The sequence below is a fragment of the Mesorhizobium sangaii genome, assembly GCF_014207355.1.
Lineage (GTDB): Bacteria > Pseudomonadota > Alphaproteobacteria > Rhizobiales > Rhizobiaceae > Mesorhizobium > Mesorhizobium sangaii.
Map to the genome: position 1 here is coordinate 1 of NZ_JACHEF010000004.1, position 21612 is coordinate 21612.

Sequence of the window (21612 nt, forward strand, 5' to 3'; positions counted from 1 at the left end):
GGCTGCAACAACAGGCCGGACAGAAGACTGCACCCGACCCAACGCGCCAGAACGTCGAATTACCTCTTGCAATGCGGGAGCCATCCACAGAGGACGTTCCGCTTCCGGCCCTACCAAGACGTTCGAGATCTTGATGCTAAGCCACGCTTGTCCAATTATCCCCCTGCCAGCCTCGGTAGCAGGAAAATCTCCGAGCCCTCCGGCAATTCCTTCGACCAGGTGTCGCGATAGATCGTCCCGTCGATGGCGACGGCGATGCCGCGGTCGATCAAGGGCTCGATGCCGGGATACTGTTCAGCCAGTTTCCTGAACAGCTCCCTTATGTCCTTGGCCTCGATCTCGACCTTGTTCTTGCCTCCGGCGGCCGCGCCAAGCGATCCCCAGAGCGTCACTTCGACCATCAGCCTGCCCGTTCCGCCTCGATCGCCGCCAGGATGCGCGGCGGCGACATCGGAATATGTGACATCCGCACGCCAGCTGCATTCGACACCGCATTGGCGATCGCCGCCAGCGGCGGCACGATCGACGTCTCGCCGACGCCGCGCACCCCGTAGGGGTGGTTGGGGTTGGGTATCTCGAGGATCTGCGTGTCGATCATCGGCAGGTCCGAGCAGACCGGGATGCGATAGTCGAGGAAGCCAGGATTCTGCAGCCGCCCGTCCTTGCCGTAGATATACTCCTCGTTGAGCGCCCAGCCGATGCCTTGCGCGGCACCGCCCTGGTACTGACCCTCCACATAGGTCGGGTGCACCGCCTTGCCTGCATCTTGCACTACCGTGTAGCGCAACACCCTCGTGGCGCCGGTCTCGGGGTCAACCTCGATATCGCAGATATGGGTGGCGAAGGAGACGCCGGCGCCATCGGCAACGAGTTCGCTGTGGCCGGCGATCGGTCCGCCGGTCTTGCCCGACGCGGCGGCAATCTCCTTCAGCGATAGCTTGCCGAGATTGCCGTGCTTCTCGCCCTTGGCAACCGCGTGGCCCTGTTCCCAGACCACGTCGTCGACGGCAATGTCCCACATCTGCGCGGCGCGTTCGCGCAGGACCTTGATCGCGTTGCGGGCGGCCGAGATGGTCGCCATGGAGGACGAGAAGGTGCCCCGGCTGCCGTCGGTCATGTCGTTGTAGCCGAGGCTGGAGGTGTCGGCGACGATCGCCTTGACCTGCTCGTAGGCGATGCCGAGTTCCTCGGCCGCCACCAGCGACAGCGAGGCGCGGGAACCGCCCACGTCCACGGTGCCGACAGCAAGCGAGACCGAACCGTCCATGCCGATGTTGAGGTCGGTGCAGGTCTGGCCGCCGAAGTTGAACCAGAAGCCGCAGGCCATGCCCCTGCCCTGGTTCTTTCCGAGCGGCGCCTTCATGTGCGGATGGTTCTTCACCGCCTCCAGCGTCGGGCCGATGCCGATCGGGCCGTAGACGGGGCCGTAGGAGGACCTGGTGCCTTCCTGCGCGGCGTTCCTGATGCGGAAGTCGACCGGGTCCATGCCGATCTCCTTGGCCAGTTCGTCGACTGCGCTTTCCACCGCGAACGCCGCCATGGGTGCGGACGGCGCGCGATAGGCCGCCGTCTTCGGCCGGTTGACCAGCACTTCGTAGCCGACCGTCTTGACGTTCTCGAGCTTGTAGCAGGCGAACGCCGTCATGGCGCCGATCTCGGCCCAGGAGCCCGGATACGGGCCACAGGAATAGCGTAACGTCGCTTCGGCGGCGGTGATGGTGCCGTCCTTGCGGGCGCCGATCTTGACGTCGATCGAGGTGGCGCTGGTCGGGCCCGAGGCGCGGAACACCTCGTCGCGGGTCATCACCAGCTTGACCGGCCGCCCCGCCTTGCGCGACAGCGCCAGCGCCACCGGCTCAGCCCAGACATGGGTCTTGCCACCGAAGCCGCCGCCGATCTCCGAGGAGGTAACGCGCAGCTTCGAGGCTTCCATGCCAAGCAGCTGGGCGCAGTGTTGGCGATAGACGAAATGCCCCTGCGTGCAGACCCAGAGGTCGGCGGTGCCGTCGGAGCTGACGCTCGCCACGCAGGCATGCGGCTCGATATAGCCCTGATGCGTCTGCTCGGTCTTGAACGAACGCTCGACGATGAAATCGGCGTGCCCGAAACCCTGATGGACATCGCCATGGCCAAACTGGCTGCGCTTGGTGACATTGGACGGCTTTACCGGCTTTTCCTCGAGGCCCTCGGTGAAGATGGCGTCGTTGATGAGCGGCGCGGAGTGCTTCATCGCCTCGTCGACATCGGTAACATGCGGCAAAAGCTCGTAGTCGACCTCGATCAGCTTCAGCGCCTGCCTCGCCGTGCGGGCGTCGACGGCTGCCACCGCGGCCACCGCATGGCCGTCATAGAGCGCCTTGGTGCGCGCCATGCAATTGTCGAGGATATCGTACATGGCGGCATCGCCATCGGTGAGGTCGGACAGGTCGGCCGCGGTGATCACCGCCTTCACGCCGGGGAGCTTCTCCGCCTTCGACGTGTCGATCTTCCTGATCGTGGCGTGGGCGTGGGGGCTTCTGAGGACGCGCCCGACCAACTGGCCGGCCATGTTGAAATCCGCGCCATAGCGCGCGCGGCCCGTCACCTTGTCGACGCCGTCGGGACGGATAGGACGTGTGCCGACGGAGGCGAAGTTGCGAGTGGAGAAACGCGGATCGAAATTCATCGTCATGCTCCCTTCATCACGTTTGCCGCGTCCTGAACGGCACGCACGATCTTGTCATAACCGGTGCAGCGGCAGAGGTTCCCGGCGAGGCCGAAGCGGATTTCCTCCTCGCTCGGATCGGGGTTCTTGGCCAGCAGATCCTTGGCCGCGATCAGGAAGCCAGGCGTGCAGATGCCGCATTGAAGGGCTGCGTGCTCGAGGAATTTTTGCTGCAGCGGGTGCAGCCTGTCGCCATGTGCCATGCCCTCGACGGTCTCGACGCGGCGGCCCTCGGCTTCCGCGCCGAGCACCAGGCAGGAGCACACCAACCGGTCGTCGAGGATGATGCTGCAGGCACCGCAGTCGCCGGTGCCGCAGCCTTCCTTGACGCCCGTAAGCCCCAGGCGATCGCGCAAGACGTCAAGCAGCGTCTCGTCCGGCTGGCAAAGGTACTCGACGCTGTCGCCGTTGATTGTGGTTGAGACTGCTACACCAGCCATCACTTGCCTCCTGCACGTGCATAGGCGGTCGTGCCGGCCCGCTTGGCCAGCACACCCGCAACTTTCCTTCTGAATTCGATGGTGCCCCGCTTGTCGTCGATGGGACGGCAGGCGCCAAAGCAGACCTTGGCGAGCCTTTCAAGCGCGGCTTCGTCCAGCTTCCTGCCGATAATCGCCTCGGCTGCCTCTTCCACCAGCAGCACCGTGGGTGCCGCGGCGCCCAGCGCCACGCGGGCCGCTGTGACGACGCCGTGTTCGTCGAGCGTCAGGTTCACGCCGGCGCTGACCACCGCGATATCCATTTCCGTACGGGGAATGAAGCGCAGGTAGGCATCGCCCGAACGCGGTGCGCGTTTGTCGAGCAGGATCGCCTCGATGATTTCGCCTTTGGCCAAGGACGTCTTGCCCGGCCCGGTCGGCACGCTCCCTACGGGAATCGTACGCCTGCCCCCCGGCCCGACGACCGATGCCCTGGCGCCGGCCGCGACCAGCGCCGGCACGCTGTCGGCAGCCGGCGAGGCGTTACAGAGATTGCCGACAATCGTGCAGCGTCCCTGCACCTGCTTCGAGCCGATCAGCTTGGCCGCTTCGACGACGCCGGGCCATGCCTTCTTCAGGGCAGCGCTCTCGCCGAGGACGGCGCAGGGGACAGCGGCACCGATGCTGAAGCCGTCGGCCGTTTCCCTGATCTCGCTCAATTCCTCGATCGCCTTGATATCGACGATCAGGTCGGGTTCGACAAAGCCGCCCTTCATCCTCACCAGCAGGTCGCTGCCCCCGGCAAGAATGGCAGCCGTACCTGTCGACCCGGCCAGCAGGCCAACGGCATCTTCGATTGAAAGCGGACGTATGTAGCGCATCGTCTCCCCTTGGTCCTTGCGATCTCAGCGACCGTTATAAACAGTCTCCTCATAATGGCTATCCGGTTCCTCATTTGCGTCGATTAGGCCAGGCGCCGCAAAATCGAGTCCCACATCAACCTGAACTGGCGCACGACAAGCCCTGCGCGGTCGAACAGGCTTGCGGCAGGCTCTCAAAAATCCGAGAGCGTGTGTCGGACTGGCCAAGCCTCGTTCGTCCTAGGGGCATCGAACAGCCACCGTGAAAGGATATAGGATATGCCCGGCACCGTACATTTGCATCGCGTTTTGACGACCAGCCCGGAGAAGGTCTATCGCGCCTTCGTTGAAGCGGACGCGCTGGCGAAGTGGCTTCCGCCGAACGGCTTCACCTGCACTGTCGATCACCTCGAGGCAAAGGTCGGCGGCACGTTCAAGATGGCCTTCCGCAACTTCACGACCGGCAACAGCCATTCCTTCGGCGGCGAGTATCTCGAACTCGTTCCGGCCGAACGCCTGCGCTACACTGACAGGTTCGACGATCCCAACCTGCCCGGCGAGATCCAGGTGACCGTAATCTTGAAAAAAGTGTCGGTCGGCACCGAAGTCGACATCACCCAGGCAGGCATTCCGGACGTCATTCCGGTCGAGGCCTGCTATCTCGGCTGGCAGGAGTCGCTCAGAAACCTGGCAAGGCTCGTCGAACCCGAGATCAATCAATGAAGCAATTCCACGAAAAGTACCCAACGCGATTGCGCAAGAACAAATAGCTGCAGCGGCGGTTGCGACGGCCGGAGACCGGCCGTCGATCAACGTCAACGCCAAGGCAAGCTCTCCGCTCGTCGCACGCCCTGTCACAGGCGTTGGCCGGGCATAAAAAATGTAGCGCTATCTCACCTTGATGACGACCTTGCCCTTGGCACGTCCGCTTTCGACGTAAGCCAGAGCCTCATTGGTCGCTTCGAAGGGAAAGACCCGATCGACAACCGGGCGGATCGCTCCGGATTCTATGAGGGCGGTGATCTTGCCCAGTTGATCGCCCTGCGCCTCCATGAAGAGGAATGAAAACCTCACGCCCCGGCGTCTGGCCTTGGCCCGAATACCGCGACTCAAAAGACGCAGTATCAATCTCAGCACCAGGTTCAGGCCCTTTTCCCTGGCAAATTCGGGATCCGGTGGGCCGGAGATGGAGATGAGCTTCCCACCCGGTTTCAGCACATTCAGGGATTTTTCAAGCGTTTTGGCGTCCTGGCTGTTCAAGACGACGTCGTAGCCCGACAGGGCTTTCTCAAAATCGTCTTTCCTGTAGTCGACGACGACATCGGCGCCGAGATCCCTGACCAGGTCGGCACTCGCTGCACCAGCGGTTGTGGCAATCGTCGCGCCGAGATGCTTCGCCAGTTGTATGGCGAATGTCCCCACGCCGCCGGAGCCAGCCTGAATGAAGACCTTCTGCCCCTTCTTCAAACCTGCCCTTTCGATGAGTGTCTGCCAGGCGGTCAGACCGACCAGGGGGATCGAGGCCGCCTCTTCCATGCTGAGATTCTTGGGCTTCAAGGCAACGTCGGCTTCATCGATGGCGATGAACTCGGCGAATGTCCCGATCCGGCCATCGCGCGGCCGCGCATAGACCTCGTCGCCGGATTTGAACTTGCGGACCTTTGATCCCACGCGGATCACCTTCCCGGCCACGTCGTGGCCCAGGATGAACGGAGGGCGATACGGCAGGATGGGTTTGAACTCCCCGGTTTTGATCTTGGAATCGAGCAGGTTCACCCCTGCGGCATGGATTTCGACCAGGACATCGTTGTCCCCGAGTTCCGGCTCCGGCATCTCGGCCAGCCGCAGAATGCCTTTCTTGTTATATTTGTCGACGACGAATGCCTTCATGGCAGTGACTTTCCGAAAAATGATTTGGCGTGTCGCCCGTGCGTGAAATCGTCTGCCTTCAGATCGGCAGGCGGAACTGCTTGCGCAAGGTCTTGTCGAACATCTCCGCGGGGGCGAAGCGGCGAAGCAGGCTGACCTGGCGCGCTGCCTTGCCGACAGTATAGCGCCGTCGCGGACGAGCATCGGTCGCCGCCTTGACGACCGCATCCGCCACCATTTCCGGCCGATCGGCCTTGGGCATCACATCGGCAAGCAGCGCCTTGAACCCGGCTCGAGCCTGATCGTATTCCTTCAACAGCGAATCCGGCTCGATGCCGTTCTGGTCGAAAACGGTACGCACGAATGCCGGCTCGATGACCGAGACGCGGATATTGAAAGCACGAACCTCGTGATCGAGCGATTCCGAATAGCCCTCGAGCGCGTGCTTGACCGCCGAATAATGCGCCGAATACGGCGCGGGTACGAGGCCCAGCACCGAGCCGATGTTGATGATGCGCCCTTCGCCGCGCCGCCGCATCGACGGTAACATCGCATTGATCATGCGAATGACGCCGAACAGATTGACGTCGAACAGGGCCTGCACCTGCGCGATCGAAAATTCCTCGGCGCCACCAAGCAGGCCAACGCCGGCATTGTTGACCAGCAGGTCGATCCGGCCGGTCCGCGAGAGCACAGTCGAAACAAGTGCAGCGACGGCCTCACCGTCGGTCACGTCGCAAACAAGCATGGTCACCCCGTCCGGGCCGTTGCTGGCTTTGCGGCGGCTCGTGCCGAAGACGGTAAACCCTGCCTGCGCCAAGGCCTCGGCGGTGGCGCGACCGATGCCCGAGGAGGCTCCCGTCACGACAGCGGTTTTTCCGGAATTCATACTCATTTCGTGCTCCAAACTCATGAGGGCTAGCTTTGTCTCGCCGATTGAATTACAGTCATAATATCAAATTATTATCATAATGCAATAGCAGAAAGGAATCGCAGCCATGCGCTATGAAAAGGGCCGAAAGGACGCGTCACGGGGCCGGATCGTGGAGGTCGCCGCCGACCGTTTTCGCAGCGACGGCATCGCCGCGTCCGGACTGGCAGCCATCATGGGCGACGCCGGACTGACGAACGGCGCCTTCTATCCGCATTTCCAATCCAAGGCGGAGCTTGTGCGTGAAAGCCTGGTGGCGGCTATGGAGGTCCAGTCACAGCAGCTGCAGGAGGTATTGGCCGCCGGTGGCCCGGAGATGGGCATAGCGGCGTATCTGTCAGCCGAGCACCGGGATAATCCGGGAACGGGCTGCGCCAACGCCGCGCTGCTGCCGGAACTCGCGCGTCAGCCGCCCGAAACGCGCGAAGTCTATACCGAACGCTTGCTGGTTTTGGTGCACCAGTTGTCTGCAGCACTTCCGCAGGCGAGGGATCCGGAAGGCGCCGCCATGGGTGTCTTTGCGACCCTCATCGGCTCGCTTCAACTTGCCCGCGCGGTGGCAGGGACGGATTTGTCGGATCGCATCCTTGCGGCGGGAGCAGATGCGGCGCTGACGCTGATCCAGCAGCGCTAGGACGGCGCGCCACCCATCACCTTTGGGCACGAAAAGGACTTCCTCGGGCCGTGCTGCGTCCAAAAGCTCCGCATCAGCCCCTTGGGCAGGAACCGCATCGACATCACGGGGCGGGCGACGACCGTCACCCTGGCGCGATGTTCGACCAAGCCGAGGCTGCCACACCATGACGATCTCGCCGAAGCCCAGCGCCTGGGATTGCCCTAAACATCGAGAGTGACGATCATGTCGCGGACTTCGGCCATTTCCAGGAGTAGGTCCTGCAGGTTTTCGTCCAGCGCGGCACCGGTCCGCGCTAAGAGCTCGGCAACGCACTCTCTCATCGATATGACGGCGGCGCCGGTTTTCTCGGAAAGCAGCCGCCCGGGTGGGTTTGTATGTCGCAAGCCCAGGAATGCGCTGTGGGGAAGCGCAGAAAACGCCTTCAGATGGCCGCCAGAACAGAGGTTCCAAACAGGCGCTCAGCGACTTATTTGCCGCAATGATGATCGTTGATCTGGTTCAGCGCATTCGCGTCGGGCCCAACACGATTGTAGGAGCACGGTTCGGCCGCCGTGGTGACCAACTGCTGGTCATAATAGCGCGGGCCGCCGAAAAGGAAGTTGATGAGGTCGTCATCGGCGGGGACGTAGCGTTCGGATTGGGCCCGTTGGTGGTGATGCCGGTCGCCGGCGAACGCCGAAAAGCAAAGGTTTGAGCCTATCGCAAAAGCAAGAGCCAAGATCGCAAAGCATTTCGTGGTCATCGGCAACACCCTCCTGGCTATTCTGAATCACACCATACATCCAAAACCGCCAGCCGGACAAAAGTTCCCAAACCGCGCGGTTGTGTAAACCCAGCCGGACAACGAGCCGCAGGAAACCAAATGCCGTCGAAGGCCATCGCGATTGGCTCTTGCCGAAGCCGGCGGCCTCGCTCATCCATGGGATTGCAACGACAGCTTGGAACCAGTGATGACCGATGCCAGCCTTTATCTAGTCGAAGCGACGATCGAGCAATTGCGCCACGCGCTCGATGACGGCGCTGTCACCAGCGTCGAACTGGTCGGGGCATATCTCAGGCGCATCGCGCATTTCGACCGCCATGGCATCACCCTCAACGCGGTCCCGGTGCTCAACCCTGACATGTTCGAGGAGGCCGCTGCCTCCGACCAGCGCCGCCGCAACGGTGCCACGCTCGGACCGCTCGACGGCATCCCCTACACCGCCAAGGACAGTTACAAGGTCGCCGGCCTGACGGTGGCCGCCGGCTCGCCGGCCTTCGAGCATCTCGTTGCCAACGAAGATGCCTTCACCATCGCCCGGCTGCGCGCCGGCGGCGCCGTGCTGATCGGCCTCACCAACATGCCGCCTATGGCCAATGGCGGGATGCAGCGCGGCGTCTATGGCCGCGCCGAAAGCCCCTACAATGCCGACTATCTGACCGCCGCCTTCGCGTCGGGCTCGTCCAACGGCTCCGGCACGGCGACATCAGCCAGCTTCTGCGCCTTCGGGCTGGGCGAAGAAACATGGTCGTCCGGGCGGGCGCCGGCCAGCAACAATGCGCTTGTCGCCTACACGCCGTCGCGCGGCGTCATTTCGGTGCGCGGCAACTGGCCGCTGGTGCCGACCATGGATGTCGTGGTGCCGCATACGCGCAGCGTGCCCGACATGCTCGAACTGCTCGAGGTGATCGTCGCCGACGATCCCGAGACGCGAGGCGATTTCTGGCGCGCGCAGCCTTGGGTCAAGGTGCCGAAGAGCTCCGATGTGCGGCCGCAACGCTATACCGATCTGGTGCTTGCGGGGTCGCTCAGAGGTATGCGGCTCGGCGTGCCCAAAATGTATATCGGCCGTGACAGCGGGGTCGACAAACCGATCGTGACCCGCGCCTCGGTGCTTGCCCTGTGGGAACAGGCGGCTGCGGACCTCACGCGGCTAGGCGCCGAGGTGATTGAAGTCGATTTTCCCGTCGTCTCCAACTACGAGCGCGACCGCCCCGGCGCGCGGACCATGGTCGAGCGCGGGCTAGTGCCAGAAGAATTCGCCGAGCGCGAAATCTGGGATCTCTGCATCTGGGGCTGGGACGATTTCCTGCGCACCAATGCCGACCCGGTACTGCCCGACCTCGCCTCGGTCGACGGCCCGAAAATCTTCCCGCAACCGCCAGGCACCCTGCCCGACCGCTATGAGGGCGGCTTCGACCTTTCGGAATATGTCGAGCGGGCGCGATCGGGCGTCACATCAGTCGCGGAGATTCCGACGCTCGAAAATGGTCTGAAGGGACTGGAAGCGACGAGGCGGATCGATTTCGAGGATTGGCTGGACGCGCAGGGCATCGACGCCGTGGTGCTGCCGGCCGCCGCCGATGTCGGGCCGGCCGATGCCGATGTCGACGAGGCGGCGGCCGCCCTTGCCTGGCGCAACGGCACCTGGGTCGCCAATGGCAATCTGGTCTGGCGCCATTTCGGCATTCCGACCGTCACCGTACCGATGGGAACAATGACCGATATCGGCATGCCGGTCGGCCTCACTTTTGCTGGCAAGGCCTATGATGACGAAAGGCTGCTGCGCATGGCCGGAGATTTCGAACGCTCGGCACAGCGCCGTACCCGTCCTCCGCGCACGCCGGAACTGGCCGACGATGTCTTTCCGGGCCGTCCCGGCCAAGCCCCGAACAGCAAGGCGCCTGCACTCGCCATCACGCTTGCCGCCGAGACGCGGGCTTCGGGCGATCAGGACGAGATCGTCATCACGCTCGACCTGCCTAGCGAGGCGACCGATACGGCCAGCATCCAGGTGCACATTAACGGAGAGGCCGTCGCGCTGCAGCGAAGCGGCGCCCGCTTCAGCGGAAGTGCGCTCGTCCCGGCCGCCGAGCATCACCAGTTCCACAGCGTCTGGCGCGGCTCGTACGGCTCGATCGTCACAGCGGTGGTGAGGCTCGAAGACGGCCGCACCGCCGGTGCCTATGCGGTCACGGGCGGCATCGGGTGAATACCGCCTTGCGGATCACGCGGCGTCCAGAGACTGTTTCGAAACTCGCTCCTGCGAGTCATATGGTGGTGTTTTCGAGGACCGGAGCGGAGCGTACATTTGAGTACGTGAGCACCGGAAGCGCAGAAAGCGCCGCCAGATGACCGCAGGAGTAGAGTTTCCAAACGGTCTCTCAGTCCGTCCTGATCCAGACGCCCTTGGTGTTTAGATATTCGTCGAGATGCTCGGCGCCGCCCTCGCGGCCGTAGCCGCTCATCTTGTACCCGCCGAACGGCACCGCCGGGTCGATCGCGTGATAGGTGTTGACCCAGACCGAGCCGGCGCGCAGGCGGTTTGCCAGCTGGTGCGCCTTGCCGACGTCGCGGGTGAACACGCCTGCACCCAGCCCATAGGGCGTGTCGTTGCCGCGCCGCACCACTTCGTCCAGCGTGTCGAAGGGCAGCGCCGAAATCACCGGGCCGAAGATCTCTTCGCGGGCAATGCGCATGTCATCGGTAACGTCTGAGAACACACTGGGCGCCATGAAATTGCCCGCACCAAGCCCGCCTTCGGTGAGGCGGTGACCGCCGGTGACCAGCCTCGCGCCTTGCCTGGTGCCGTCCTCGATGAAGCCGGCGACGCGTTCGAGCTGCTTGGGCGAAATCAGCGGCCCGATCTCGGTCTCAGGGTCGGCGCCGTCGCCGATCCTGAGGTTTGCCGCATAGGCCGAGACCCGCTCGACCAATTCCTCATAGATCGGCCGCTCGACGAACAGCCGCGACCCGGCGATGCAGATCTGACCGGAATTGGCGAACACCGACATTGCCGCTACCGGCACGGCGCGCTCGAGATCCGCGTCGGCGCAGACGATGACCGGCGACTTGCCGCCAAGTTCCAGCGAGACGCGCTTCATGTTGCCGGCCGATGCGCGCAGGATGCTCTGGCCGGTCACTGTGGAGCCGGTGAAGACAATCTTGTCGACGTCCATATGGGCGGCGAGCGGCGCGCCGGCTTCCGCGCCGGTGCCGGTGACGACGTTGACGACGCCGGGAGGCACGCCGGCCTCCATCATCAGCGCGCCGATCAACAGCGGCGTCAGCGGCGCTTCCTCAGAAGGCTTCAGCACGATGGTGCAGCCGGCCGCCAGTGCCGGGCCGATCTTCCAGATCGACGCGGCGGTCGGCGCATTCCAGGGAATGATCGCGCCGACCACGCCGACAGGTTCCTTGCGCGTGTAGGAGACGATCTCGCCCGGCAGCGAATTGCCGATCGTGTGGCCATGGATCGACGTCGCCATGCCGGCATAGAAGCGCAGCATGCCAAGCACGCGGTTCTTGTTGGCCAGCGTGCGCACGATAGGCATGCCCATGTCCGTCGTATCGGAAAGCGCGATCTCCTCCCAGTGACGCTCCATCAGGTCGGCGATCCTAAGCAGCAGCACCTGGCGCTCATAGGGCTTGAACCGGCGCCACGGTCCATCGAAGGCGCGCCGGGCAGCCGCCACCGCGAGGTCGATGTCGCTTGAATCGGAGAGCGGCACTGTGCCGATCACATCGCCGGTGGCAGGGTTGCGGGTCTCAAAAGTCCGGCCACCGAGCGCGTCGCACCAGACGCCATCGATCAGCATCTTGCGGTGTCGGCCATCGATCGGCGTGTGAAGGGGCAGGTCTTTCACCGATACCGTCAAGGTCCCGTCCTCCCTTCCGCAACCACCAACCTAGCGGGCGGCCCAGACAAGGCCGCGCTCGACAATCAAGGCCATTTCCGGAACCGCGAACTCGCCGGCATTGTGTCCGAGCGCGCTGTAGAACACCTTTCCAGCCCCATAGCGACGCTTCCAGACCACCGGCATGACGACGCCACCTATTCCCGGGAAATGCGCGTCTGTGAAGGTGGTCGTGGCCAGCACCTCGTTGCCCGGATCGACATGCATGTAATACTGCTCAGATCGGTAGGCGAAATCACTGACGCCGCTTGTGATCGGATCATCCGGCCTGGTGACGGCGACCGTATAGTCGATGATGTCGCCGGGATGCGCGACCCACTGGCCGCCGGTCATGAACTGATAATCGGTTTCGTTGCGAAAACTATCGCACATCGTGCCGTGAAAGCCGCCAAGCCCGCTGCCCTGGCGAACCGCGAGAACCAGATTCTGAAGTTCGGCCTTTTCGATCGTCGACATCGTGATCACGGGCACGATGAGATCGAAGGAGGCAAGCTTCGGATCGGCGAACATCGCCGTGCCCTCGCCTAGCGTGACGTCGAAACCGTTGCGTTCGAGCAGACCGCGCACGACCTTCGCGCTCTGCTCCGGCGTATGTCCCGGCCAGCCGCCCCAGGCAATCAAGGCTTTCTTCGGCATGTTGTCCTCCCTGAAGCTATTCCGCCTTGATCGATCCGGGCTCAGCGCCAGCCCAGCGCCGGAGCGACGTGGGTCAGGATCGCCTCGATGACATGGGCATTGTAGTCGACGCCGAGCTGGTTGGGCACGGTGAGCAGCAGCGTGTCGGCCTCGGCGATCGCCTCGTCCTGCGCCAATTCCCTGATCAGCACATCCGGCTCGGCGGCGTAGCTGCGCCCGAAGATCGCCCTGGTGTTCTCCTCGATGAAGCCGATTTGGTCGCTGCTCTGGTCGCCACGCCCGAAATAGGCGCGGTCGCGATCGTCGACCAGCGCGAAGATGCTGCGGCTGACCGAGACGCGCGGCTCGCGCTGATGGCCCGCCGCCTTCCAGGCCTCGCGGTAGACCCGGATCTGCTCGGCCTGCTGGATATGGAACGGCTTGCCGCTCTCGTCGAATTTAAGCGTCGAGCTCTGCAGGTTCATGCCGAGTTTCGCCGCCCATTCCGAGGTGGCGTTGGTGGCCGCACCCCACCAGATCCGCTCGCGCAAGCCCTCCGAATGCGGCTCGAGCCGCAGCAGGCCGGGCGGATTGGGGAACATCGGCCGCGGATTGGGCTGTGCGAACCCCTCGCCCCGCAGCGTATCGAGGAACACCTCGGCGTGATGCCGCGCCATCTCGGCGTCGCTTTGCCCTTCCGCCGGGGCGTAGCCGAAGTAGCGCCAGCCGTCGATCACCTGCTCCGGCGAGCCGCGGCTGATGCCAAGCTGCAGGCGGCCGCCGGCGATGATGTCGGCAGCACCGGCGTCCTCGGCCATGTAGAGCGCATTTTCGTAGCGCATGTCGATGACCGCGGTGCCGATCTCGATGCGGCTGGTCTTCGCGCCCACGGCCGCCAGCAGCGGGAACGGCGACGCAAGCTGACGAGCGAAATGATGGACGCGGAAATAGGCGCCGTCCGCGCCGAGTTGCTCGGCAGCTACGGCGAGGTCGATGGACTGCAGCAGTGCGTCCGATGCCGACCGCGTCTGTGATTGCGATGAGGGCGTCCAGTGCCCGAATGACAGGAAACCGATTTTTTTCATGCCTTGCGATATATGGAAGTGGCGTATGGAATGCAAAGCCGTTCGCGCTGGCTGCAGTCTCTCAGCCATCGCGACGGATCGATGTTTTGCGAAGGGAGACCGAGGCGCTTGGGCCAGGCCGCTTCGCCGGCACGTTGCCCGCCCATCTCGGCGATAGCGGACAACGCTGATGGCACCAAATAATCCTGATCTGATGGCGTTCTCGTCGCGAAACCCGCTAGAAGTGGTAGCTACCATTGCATATAATTAAATCAACTTGATTTGTTTTCTGCAGAAGGTTCGTTGGTGAGCGCACATGCCCCCTAGAAAAGCCATCGCTGGGACCAATCTCGAACAGGCCAAGTCACACAATCGCCGGGTGGTGATCGAAGCGATCAGGACCAACGGCGCATTGTCGCGGGCAGCGATCGCGCGCCTGACGGCGCTGAGCACGCAGACCATCTCCAACATCGTCGAGGAACTCGAGCGGGAACAGCTGCTTCGCGCGCAAGCCACGCTGAAGGGCGCGCGCGGCCAGCCGGCGGTTCCCTATTCGATCAATCCCGACGGCGGCTATTCGATCGGTCTGCAGCTCGACCACCAGCTGGCGGTCGGCGTCATCACCGATCTCTCCGGCACGGTCCGCGCCCGCATCGAGCGCCCGGTCGACCGGCCGACGCCGGCGCAGGCGATGCCCTTGCTGGCCGCGATCGCCGGCGACCTGATGCGCAAGTTTCGTTTCGACCGCGGCCGCCTGCTTGGCATCGGCATGGCGATGCCGGGCCCGTTCGACGTCGAGGGCATGACCTCGGTCGGGCCGACCGCGCTGCCCGGCTGGCAGGATTTTCCCGTCGCTGAAGAATTGCAGCGGCTGACCGGCATTCCGGTCACGGTCGAGAACGATGCCACCGCCGCCGCCATCGGCGAGCGGCTCTATGGCGTTGCCCGCAACCTCGGCAGTTTCGTTTATTTGTTCATTGGCACCGGCCTTGGCGCAGGCTTGTTCCTGGACGGCCATCTCTACAAGGGCAGTCGCCACAATGCCGGCGAGATCGGCCACATGATCGTCAAGCCCGGCGGCCTCGAATGCGGCTGCGGCAAGCGCGGCTGTCTTGAACGCTATGTCTCGCTGCGCGCCGCCTATGAGTGCCTGGAAATCCCCGACCCCGATCATGCCTCGCCGGAATTGCTCCAGGCATTGTTGGCCAATGGCGACAGTCTGGAAGCATGGGTAGTCCAGGCAATCGATCCTCTGCGCCAGGCGATCAACATGCTCGAACTCGCGCTCGATCCCGAAACCGTGGTCCTCGGCGGCTTCATGCCGGTCGGCGTCATCGAGCTCCTGGCCAGCCGGCTCGACCCCTTGTACCTCTCGGTCAGTTCGACCAGCGCCCGCACCGTGCCGCGTGTCCTTGTCGGCGCCGCCGGCAAGGACACTTCGGTTCTCGGTGCCGCCGCACTGCCGATCTTCTCCGAAACCAACCCGCAATTCGACGTTCTGCAGAAGCCGCATTCCGCCTAGGCATACGAGGCTCTTACTTCGCTCCGTAGAGCACCGGCATCAGGCCGGCGAGCGCCTTGAACCGCTTCCAGGATTTTTGCTCTGGCTGCGTCCAGCCGGTTTCCGCCAGCGCCGAGATGCGGGGAAACACCAGCCGGTCGAAGACGGCGCGGTCGGTCATCGGCTCCGACCAGATACAGCACTGCACGCCGAGCAGCTTCGCCTTCTGCGCGTCCGTCCAGCCCTCGACAGGATCGAAGCCATACAGCTTTTCCGGATCGGACCAGCCGGCCCAGGCCGCGCCCGGTTCCGACCAGGCCGGGCTGTTGGCCATGTCAAGGTAATAGACCTGGCCGGGGCACACCACCATCGCGTAGCCCTCGCCGGCAAGTGCCGCCGAGGCTTCCACCGTTCGCCAGCCGCAGAGGTAGCTTTTCTGCTTGTCGATGACATTGCCGTGAGCCGCCTCTTGCCAGCCGCCGGTGACGCAGCCGCGCGACGCAAGGAACGATTGTATACGCTTGAGAAACTCGGCCTGCAGCACCGCTGCGCCCGAGCCGTCGATCTCATCGGCGCCGTGCGTGTTGGTGACCACGTTGAGGCGCTTGGCATGCGCGGCGGCCAGCCCCTCGCCGCCAACCTCGGTGAGCCGCGCCAGCGCCTGCGGCGAACCGGACCAGGCGCCCAGCGGCACCTCGTCGGCGCCGACATGGATGGTTTTGAACAGAAACAGTTCGATCAGTTCGTCGAGGATTTTTTCCAGCACAATGTAGGTCTCCGGCCGTGCCGGATTGATGCAATTGTTGGGAAACCCCTGCACCGAGAAATACTCGCCGCTCTCGCCGGGATCGCGCAGCTCGGGTATCGCCTGCAGCATCGCATAACAATGCCCCGGTACGTCGATCTCCGGCACGACCTCAATGCCGAGTTGGCCGGCCAGTTGAACGACCTCGCGCACCGCAGCCTTGGTGTAATAGCCGCCGCTCGGCTCGGGGCCCGAGCCCAGCAAAGGCGGCACCGGCAACCCATGGCCGCGCCACGCGCCGACCTTGGTCAGCTCCGGATAGGCTGATATCTCGACCCGCCACGCCTCGTCGTCGGACAGATGCCAGTGGAACCGGTTGAGCTTGTTCCAGGCAAGGATGCGCAGGAAAGTCTTGACCTCGGCCGTTGCGTAGAACTGCCGGGCGACGTCGAGATGCGTGCCGCGCCAGCCCAGCGCCGGCTCATCGCGGATTTCGCCTTCGGCCGGGAACAGAAACGTCTCGGGGTGCGATCGCGCCCCGCGCAGGATCTGGCCGAGCGTGACCAGCCCGTAGAACAATCCGGTTCTCGTTCCCGCCGAAACCGCGACGCCATCAGCTGAAAAGCGGATCGCATAGGCTTCCCTGCCAAATCCGTCCGCGATGCCGAGATCGACCGGCAAGCCGCCTTCGGCCTCGTTGCGCACAATGCCTTCGACGGCGAACAGGCTGTCGACAAGGTCACCGAACGCGCCGGCGGCATCGGTTGCTGCCGTCCCCTTCGGCCGAAGTGCCAGGCCTCGCGGAACCGCGCGCCGACCGGAGACCGCAACGGTGCGCGGCCACGGTATGATCGAAACCGGCACCGGCGCCTGCACGGGCACCGGATAGATTTCGGCGCCGCGCTTCAGCACCGCATTGTCGCCGATCGCCTTGGTCGGAGCCAATGCAACAGGGGCTACGGTGCCATCGGCAAGCACGAGGTAGGCAGCGGTGGCGCCATCGGTCCAGTGCCGCAGCGGATAGCTCAGCCCATGCGCGGTGACGGTCCATGTCTCACGCGGCTGCAGCACGAAACCGTCCGGCGGCGCGAATTCGGAATGATTGGACAGCCGTTCGGCCAGCCTGCCGCCTTCGACGGTGACGGCCGGGTCGATCCGGGCGGGCCCGCTGACGCACAGCCGAAAACCTTCGATGGCCTTCGACGACAAATTGGTGAGCGTCAGCGAATAGGCGAGCTTGTCGGTGGCGGTGGCTGGCGCCCAGGTCGTCTCCAGCCGGAATGCGGATTTGGATTGAAGCGTCATGACGGGCTTTCGAACGAGAGGTCAGGGATGGGTGTTGAGCAGGCCGGCATAGACCCCCGGTTCGGAATCGGGGATCTGGGTGGCGCCGACGGTGCGCTCGTAGAATTCGGACGGGCCGACATCGCCGATGATAGCGTAGCCATAGCCCATGACGCGCATGTCGAGCAGCGTCGCCAGCAGCAGCGCGTGGCCGATGCCGGCGCCGCGCGCGGCCTCGTCGACGCCGGTTGGGCCGAAGAAGCCACGCGCGATCGAATCGTAGACGGCAAAGCCGACCAGCCCGCCGTCGCGCGTCGCCATGAAGCACGAGGTCGGCTGGCGCGAAAACGCCACCGTCGTCTCGCTCGACCAGCCGGCGTTGAAAGTTTGCCGCACCCAGCGAGTCACCAGTTCGAGTTCCGGCGCCAGCGCCCGGCGAATGGTGACGGCGGCGCCCTGAATGCGCGCATCAAGTTCGGGATCGGGGGAAAGCAGCGAAAGATTGACGAGATAGTCCATGGAAGCCCTATTGTGTTGATTCAGGAAACCGCGCCCAGCGCGCGCACGAAATGGTTGGAGCCGACCTGGTTGACTTCAGTCGAGGATGGCCGGCTCAGGCGGCGCACCTCCTCGGCGTGGCCGAGAAAGCGTGCGCTGTCGCCGGCCACGAACGGTCGGTCGGGGTCCGGCACCGCCGAAAGCAGCAGTTGCGTGTAGGGATGGCGGGCATCGCCGATCACAGAAAGTGTATCCCCCCACTCGACCATCTGGCCGGCGAACATCACGATCACCTCTTCGGCGACATGGGCCGCCGTGGCGATGTCATGCGTGATGTAGAGCAGCGCCAGTTGCCGCTCCTGCTTGATGCGCGCCAGGAGTTCGAGGATGCCGAGGCGGATCGAGACATCGAGCATCGAGGTCGGCTCGTCGGCGACCAGCACGTCGGGCTGCACGGCGAGCGCTCGCGCGATGTTGACGCGCTGGCGCTGGCCTCCTGAGAGTTCATGTGGAAACTTGTGCGCGGTCAGCGCCGGCTCCAGGCCGACCCAGTTGAGGAGATCGGCGACACCTTGCACCTGCTCCGCTTTGCTCCTGGCGTGGCCATACAATGCCAGCGGTCGCGCCAGATGATGCTGCACCGAAAACACCGGGTTGAGCGAGGCGAACGGATCCTGGAACACCATCTGCACGGCGCGGCGGTAGGCCTTTTCCTCGGCGGCCGTGCCGGTCCGCGTGATGTTGCGGCCGCGGTAGAGCATCTCGCCGCCGGTCGGGGTATCCATGCGCGCGATGATGCGGGCGCAGGTGGTCTTTCCGCAGCCGGATTCGCCAACCAGCGCCAGCGCGTGGCCGCCCTTCAGCGACAGCGAGACACCACGCAATGCCTGCACCAGGCCGAAACTGCGCTGGATGCCGTCCAGCCTGACAATCGGCTCGGCCGCGATGGCTGCTGGGGGAACAGTCGTCACGGCATTCATGCGATCGCGTCCTTCACGGAGGGATAGCCGGGCAGTTGCGGGATCGCGCCCCAGAGCTTTCGCGTGTAGTCGTGCGCCGGCGCGCGGCTGACCTGCCTGACATCGCCGACCTCGACCAGTTCGCCCTTCAGCATCACCCCGATGCGGTGGCAGAGCTGCGCCATCAAATGCAGGTCATGGGTAATGAACAGCACCGAGAACCCATAGCCGCGCTGCAGGTCGATGACCTGTTCGAGGATTTCGCGCTGCACGACCACGTCGAGGGCCGTCGTCGGCTCGTCCATGATGATCAGTTCCGGCTTCAGCGCCAGGCAGATGGCGATGACGATGCGCTGGCGCATGCCGCCCGAGAACTGGTGCGGATAGTCGGTCAGCCGGCTGCCCGGAATGCCGACCAGCTTGAACATCTCCTCGGCGCGCGCCCGCGATTTTTCGCGCGACGAGCCGGTATGCCGGCGCAGCACATCGTGGAACTGCGCCTCGACCCGCATCAGCGGATTAAGCGAATTCATCGCGCTCTGGAACACCATGCCGATCCGCCGCCAGCGCACCTCCTGCAGCCGACTCTCCGGCAGCTTCAAAAGATCCTGGCCGTCAAGCAGGATTTCGCCGCCCGCCACCCAGGCGGGCGCCTTGGCCAGCCGTGTGATGGCGTAGGCGATCGTGCTCTTGCCACAACCGGATTCGCCGGCGAGCCCGAACAGTTCGCCACGGCCGATGTCGAAGGACACGTTCTTGACCGCCCGGAAGGCGCCCTTGTCCAAGAGATAGTCGACGCTGAGATCGCGGATTTGCAGCAGCGCTTCGTTCACCGTGCCGCCTCCGGTTCGCGCTTGCGCAGCCGGCTGAGGCGCAACCAGCGGCTGAGCGCCGGGCCGGAGCGCAGCTGTGGATTGGCGATCTCGTCGAAGGTGAAGTTCAACAGCGCCAGACCCAACCCGACCAGCGCGATACCGGCGGCCGGCGCGCCGATGTCCCACCAGGCACCGACGATGATGGCCGAGGAATTCTGCGCATTGTAGAGCATCGTCCCCCAGGTGACGTTGAGCGGATCGCCGAAGCCGAGATATTCGAGCGTCGTTTGCGCCACTATGGCGTAGATGATCGAGCCGACGATGTTGATGCCGATCAGCGGCACCAGATTGGGCAGGATCTCGACGAAGATGATGCGCCAGGACGGCTCGCCGACCATGCGCGCCGCGGTCACGAACTCGCGGTTCCTGAGCGCCATCGTCTGCGACCGCGTCATGCGCGCGCCCCACGGCCACGAGGTCAGAGCGATGATCATCATGATGGCGACCGGACCGACCGTGCCGGCGAAGGAGGCCAGCAGGATCAAGAGCGGGATGTTGGGGATGACCAGCACCGCATTGGTGATCAGGTCCAGCGTCGCATCGGTGCGGCCGCCGAAATAGCCGGCGAACAGCCCGATGATGGTGCCAAGGGCGGTGATGAACAGGCCGGTGGCAAAACCGACCGCCAGCGACGGGCGCGCACCCCAGACGAATTGCGAATAGACGTCGCGGCCCATCTTGGTGGTGCCGAAATAATGCTCGACGGTCGGCGGCTGGTGCGAGCGGCCGACCCGCTCGCCCGGATCGGTCGGTGCCAGGATGGGTGCGAAGAGCGCCATCAGGCAGAGCGCGGCGACGATGATCAGCCCGGCGACGGCCTTCTTCTGCCGCCACAGAAGTTGCCAACCGAAATTCATGCCCGTTCCTCCCGGATGCGCGGATCGACGACACCGTAGAGGATGTCGACCAGCAGATTGGCGCCGAGCGTCGCCATCGTCATCAGCAGCAGCTGGCCCTGGATGACCGGATAGTCGCGCGCCACGCTTGCGGTGAACAGCGTCAGCCCCAGGCCCGGATAGTTGAAGACGATTTCGGTGACGATCGAGCCGCCGAACACGGCGCCCAGCATCAGCGCCAGATTGGTCAGCACCGGCAGCATCGCGTTTCGCGCCGCATAGGAAAACATCACCGCGGTCTCGCCGAGCCCCTTGGCTCGGCCCATGGTCACATAATCCTCGCCCAGCACCGATATCATCGAGGAGCGCATCGTCGTCTGGAATTCACCGATCAGATAGGGCGACAGCGTCAGCACCGGCATCACCGCGTGCCAGAAGACGCTGCCGAAAAAGGTGAAGTTCAGGCCCGGATCGAGGTCGGGATTGTAGGCATAGCCGACCGGGAACCAGCGCAGCGTCACGCCAAAGGTGAACAAGGTCGCCAGTCCGATGATGACCGGCGGGATTGCGATCAGCACGACAGAAAACGGCGAGACGAACGCATCGAAGCGTCCGCCTCGCCGCCAGGCTGCCACTGCGCCGAGGGAGACTCCAACGCAGAGGGAAAAGATGATCGCCGTGGTCACCAGGAACGCGGTCCAGCCGGCTGAACGGGCAAGCACCTGGGTGACGGTCTGCGGGTAATATTTGACCGACACGCCGAGATCAAACCGGGCGAGGCCGGTGATATAGTCGACGAACTGCCCGAGGATGGGCTGTTCGACGGCGCCGAAGCGGGCCTTGATCGCCCCGATCGCCGCCGGTGTCGCGCGCGGTCCGAGCTGCGCGATCATGCCGTCGACCGGGCTTCCGGGCATCAGCCGGGGAACGGTGAAATTCATCACGATGGCAAACAGGAAGGCGACGAAATAGACCCCAAGCCGTCGAAGAGGAATCCGCATCGGCTATCCCTTGTGCTCGGTTGCCTTCTCCGTCTGGCGGAGAAGCTGTCGCCGAAGGCGACGGACGAAGTAGCAGCTGCAGGCGTCTTGCCATGTCCGGCATCCGGCCTCGCGGCGACCGCCGCCGAAGCCAGGAT

Annotated in this window: 20 protein-coding genes; 4 read left to right on the forward strand and 16 right to left on the reverse strand. The window is 64.2% G+C overall.

Annotated features, from left to right (window positions below; genetic code table 11):
- Positions 1–155: 155 nt before the first annotated feature.
- Genes HNQ71_RS20085 through HNQ71_RS20100 form a run of 4 tightly spaced genes read right to left on the reverse strand, consistent with a single transcriptional unit; the run spans position 156 to position 4004 of the window.
- Positions 156–401: a MoaD/ThiS family protein gene (locus tag HNQ71_RS20085; protein ID WP_184874411.1), complete on the reverse strand. Its 246-nt coding sequence runs from the start codon at positions 399–401 to the stop codon at positions 156–158.
- The gene (locus HNQ71_RS20090; RefSeq protein ID WP_184874849.1) at positions 401–2665 is read right to left on the reverse strand and encodes a xanthine dehydrogenase family protein molybdopterin-binding subunit; all 2265 of its coding nucleotides are present in this window, start codon (positions 2663–2665) and stop codon (positions 401–403) included. Before HNQ71_RS20090 ends, HNQ71_RS20085 begins: the two co-directional genes overlap by 1 nt.
- Positions 2666–2667: 2 nt before the next feature.
- Positions 2668–3144, reverse strand: a complete 477-nt coding sequence (locus HNQ71_RS20095; protein WP_184874412.1) for a (2Fe-2S)-binding protein — start codon at positions 3142–3144, stop codon at positions 2668–2670.
- Positions 3144–4004 (reverse strand): FAD binding domain-containing protein, encoded by an 861-nt coding sequence (locus tag HNQ71_RS20100; protein ID WP_184874413.1) that lies wholly within the window; start codon positions 4002–4004, stop codon positions 3144–3146. The genes HNQ71_RS20095 and HNQ71_RS20100 overlap by 1 nt, the downstream gene beginning before the upstream one ends.
- 258 nt (positions 4005–4262) lie before the next feature.
- Here HNQ71_RS20100 and HNQ71_RS20105 point away from each other — a divergent pair, with 258 nt between their 5' ends.
- Positions 4263–4706, forward strand: coding sequence for an SRPBCC family protein (locus tag HNQ71_RS20105; RefSeq protein WP_184874414.1), 444 nt, complete (start codon positions 4263–4265; stop codon positions 4704–4706).
- Between the two features lie 165 nt (positions 4707–4871).
- Here the strand turns inward: HNQ71_RS20105 and HNQ71_RS20110 are convergent, their stop codons facing one another.
- Together HNQ71_RS20110 and HNQ71_RS20115 are read right to left on the reverse strand one after the other, a co-directional pair.
- The gene (locus HNQ71_RS20110) at positions 4872–5873 is read right to left on the reverse strand and encodes an NADP-dependent oxidoreductase (protein WP_184874415.1); all 1002 of its coding nucleotides are present in this window, start codon (positions 5871–5873) and stop codon (positions 4872–4874) included.
- Positions 5874–5931: 58 nt separating this feature from the next.
- The gene (locus HNQ71_RS20115; RefSeq protein WP_184874416.1) at positions 5932–6747 is read right to left on the reverse strand and encodes an oxidoreductase; all 816 of its coding nucleotides are present in this window, start codon (positions 6745–6747) and stop codon (positions 5932–5934) included.
- Positions 6748–6850: 103 nt separating this feature from the next.
- On the opposite strand from HNQ71_RS20115, the gene HNQ71_RS20120 reads away from it, so the two are divergent.
- Complete coding sequence (locus HNQ71_RS20120) at positions 6851–7417, forward strand: TetR/AcrR family transcriptional regulator (RefSeq protein ID WP_184874417.1); 567 nt, start codon at positions 6851–6853, stop codon at positions 7415–7417.
- Between the two features lie 469 nt (positions 7418–7886).
- On the opposite strand, the gene HNQ71_RS20125 is transcribed toward HNQ71_RS20120, so the two are convergent.
- The gene (locus tag HNQ71_RS20125) at positions 7887–8162 is read right to left on the reverse strand and encodes a hypothetical protein (RefSeq protein ID WP_184874850.1); all 276 of its coding nucleotides are present in this window, start codon (positions 8160–8162) and stop codon (positions 7887–7889) included.
- Positions 8163–8370: 208 nt separating this feature from the next.
- Here HNQ71_RS20125 and HNQ71_RS20130 point away from each other — a divergent pair, with 208 nt between their 5' ends.
- Positions 8371–10392, forward strand: coding sequence for an amidase (locus tag HNQ71_RS20130; RefSeq protein WP_184874418.1), 2022 nt, complete (start codon positions 8371–8373; stop codon positions 10390–10392).
- A gap of 172 nt (positions 10393–10564) precedes the next feature.
- Here HNQ71_RS20130 and HNQ71_RS20135 read toward each other — a convergent pair whose 3' ends face one another.
- The 3 genes from HNQ71_RS20135 to HNQ71_RS20145 all read right to left on the reverse strand — a co-directional run bounded on the left by HNQ71_RS20135 (position 10565) and on the right by HNQ71_RS20145 (position 13797).
- On the reverse strand, positions 10565–11998 hold the full coding sequence (locus HNQ71_RS20135) for an aldehyde dehydrogenase family protein (RefSeq protein ID WP_184874851.1): 1434 nt from the start codon (positions 11996–11998) through the stop codon (positions 10565–10567).
- 90 nt (positions 11999–12088) lie between these two features.
- Complete coding sequence (locus HNQ71_RS20140; RefSeq protein ID WP_184874419.1) at positions 12089–12733, reverse strand: ThuA domain-containing protein; 645 nt, start codon at positions 12731–12733, stop codon at positions 12089–12091.
- A 41-nt stretch (positions 12734–12774) separates the two neighbouring features.
- Complete coding sequence (locus tag HNQ71_RS20145; RefSeq protein WP_184874420.1) at positions 12775–13797, reverse strand: LLM class flavin-dependent oxidoreductase; 1023 nt, start codon at positions 13795–13797, stop codon at positions 12775–12777.
- Positions 13798–14092: 295 nt separating this feature from the next.
- Between HNQ71_RS20145 and HNQ71_RS20150 the strand changes: the two genes are divergently transcribed.
- Entirely contained in the window at positions 14093–15298 is a 1206-nt protein-coding gene (locus HNQ71_RS20150) for an ROK family transcriptional regulator (RefSeq protein WP_184874421.1), read from the forward strand.
- 13 nt (positions 15299–15311) lie between these two features.
- Here HNQ71_RS20150 and HNQ71_RS20155 read toward each other — a convergent pair whose 3' ends face one another.
- From HNQ71_RS20155 to HNQ71_RS20180, 6 genes are read right to left on the reverse strand one after another with little or no spacing between them, the layout of a single operon-like run.
- Complete coding sequence (locus HNQ71_RS20155) at positions 15312–17327, reverse strand: beta-N-acetylhexosaminidase (RefSeq protein ID WP_184874422.1); 2016 nt, start codon at positions 17325–17327, stop codon at positions 15312–15314.
- A gap of 21 nt (positions 17328–17348) precedes the next feature.
- Positions 17349–17825, reverse strand: coding sequence for a GNAT family N-acetyltransferase (locus HNQ71_RS20160; RefSeq protein ID WP_184874423.1), 477 nt, complete (start codon positions 17823–17825; stop codon positions 17349–17351).
- A 20-nt stretch (positions 17826–17845) separates the two neighbouring features.
- Positions 17846–18784 (reverse strand): ABC transporter ATP-binding protein, encoded by a 939-nt coding sequence (locus HNQ71_RS20165; RefSeq protein ID WP_184874424.1) that lies wholly within the window; start codon positions 18782–18784, stop codon positions 17846–17848.
- Positions 18781–19596 (reverse strand): ATP-binding cassette domain-containing protein, encoded by an 816-nt coding sequence (locus HNQ71_RS20170; RefSeq protein WP_184874425.1) that lies wholly within the window; start codon positions 19594–19596, stop codon positions 18781–18783. Before HNQ71_RS20170 ends, HNQ71_RS20165 begins: the two co-directional genes overlap by 4 nt.
- Positions 19593–20495, reverse strand: coding sequence for an ABC transporter permease (locus HNQ71_RS20175; protein ID WP_184874426.1), 903 nt, complete (start codon positions 20493–20495; stop codon positions 19593–19595). Before HNQ71_RS20175 ends, HNQ71_RS20170 begins: the two co-directional genes overlap by 4 nt.
- Positions 20492–21475, reverse strand: coding sequence for an ABC transporter permease (locus HNQ71_RS20180; protein WP_184874427.1), 984 nt, complete (start codon positions 21473–21475; stop codon positions 20492–20494). The genes HNQ71_RS20175 and HNQ71_RS20180 overlap by 4 nt, the downstream gene beginning before the upstream one ends.
- Positions 21476–21612 lie beyond the last annotated feature (137 nt).

Excerpts from the sequence above, each read along its gene's own strand:
- HNQ71_RS20100 (WP_184874413.1), bottom strand. The coding sequence starts at position 4,004 with ATGCGCTACATACGTCCGCTTTCAATCGAAGATGCCGTTGGCCTGCTG.
- HNQ71_RS20115 (WP_184874416.1), bottom strand. The coding sequence starts at position 6,747 with ATGAGTATGAATTCCGGAAAAACCGCTGTCGTGACGGGAGCCTCCTCG.
- HNQ71_RS20180 (WP_184874427.1), bottom strand. The coding sequence starts at position 21,475 with ATGCGGATTCCTCTTCGACGGCTTGGGGTCTATTTCGTCGCCTTCCTG.
- HNQ71_RS20130 (WP_184874418.1), top strand. The coding sequence starts at position 8,371 with ATGACCGATGCCAGCCTTTATCTAGTCGAAGCGACGATCGAGCAATTG.
- HNQ71_RS20140 (WP_184874419.1), bottom strand. The coding sequence starts at position 12,733 with ATGCCGAAGAAAGCCTTGATTGCCTGGGGCGGCTGGCCGGGACATACG.
- HNQ71_RS20145 (WP_184874420.1), bottom strand. The coding sequence starts at position 13,797 with ATGAAAAAAATCGGTTTCCTGTCATTCGGGCACTGGACGCCCTCATCG.
- HNQ71_RS20095 (WP_184874412.1), bottom strand. The coding sequence starts at position 3,144 with ATGGCTGGTGTAGCAGTCTCAACCACAATCAACGGCGACAGCGTCGAG.
- HNQ71_RS20105 (WP_184874414.1), top strand. The coding sequence starts at position 4,263 with ATGCCCGGCACCGTACATTTGCATCGCGTTTTGACGACCAGCCCGGAG.
- HNQ71_RS20160 (WP_184874423.1), bottom strand. The coding sequence starts at position 17,825 with ATGGACTATCTCGTCAATCTTTCGCTGCTTTCCCCCGATCCCGAACTT.
- HNQ71_RS20155 (WP_184874422.1), bottom strand. The coding sequence starts at position 17,327 with ATGACGCTTCAATCCAAATCCGCATTCCGGCTGGAGACGACCTGGGCG.
- HNQ71_RS20175 (WP_184874426.1), bottom strand. The coding sequence starts at position 20,495 with ATGAATTTCGGTTGGCAACTTCTGTGGCGGCAGAAGAAGGCCGTCGCC.
- HNQ71_RS20150 (WP_184874421.1), top strand. The coding sequence starts at position 14,093 with ATGCCCCCTAGAAAAGCCATCGCTGGGACCAATCTCGAACAGGCCAAG.
- HNQ71_RS20120 (WP_184874417.1), top strand. The coding sequence starts at position 6,851 with ATGCGCTATGAAAAGGGCCGAAAGGACGCGTCACGGGGCCGGATCGTG.
- HNQ71_RS20135 (WP_184874851.1), bottom strand. The coding sequence starts at position 11,998 with ATGCTGATCGATGGCGTCTGGTGCGACGCGCTCGGTGGCCGGACTTTT.
- HNQ71_RS20090 (WP_184874849.1), bottom strand. The coding sequence starts at position 2,665 with ATGAATTTCGATCCGCGTTTCTCCACTCGCAACTTCGCCTCCGTCGGC.
- HNQ71_RS20085 (WP_184874411.1), bottom strand. The coding sequence starts at position 401 with ATGGTCGAAGTGACGCTCTGGGGATCGCTTGGCGCGGCCGCCGGAGGC.
- HNQ71_RS20125 (WP_184874850.1), bottom strand. The coding sequence starts at position 8,162 with ATGACCACGAAATGCTTTGCGATCTTGGCTCTTGCTTTTGCGATAGGC.
- HNQ71_RS20110 (WP_184874415.1), bottom strand. The coding sequence starts at position 5,873 with ATGAAGGCATTCGTCGTCGACAAATATAACAAGAAAGGCATTCTGCGG.
- HNQ71_RS20165 (WP_184874424.1), bottom strand. The coding sequence starts at position 18,784 with ATGAATGCCGTGACGACTGTTCCCCCAGCAGCCATCGCGGCCGAGCCG.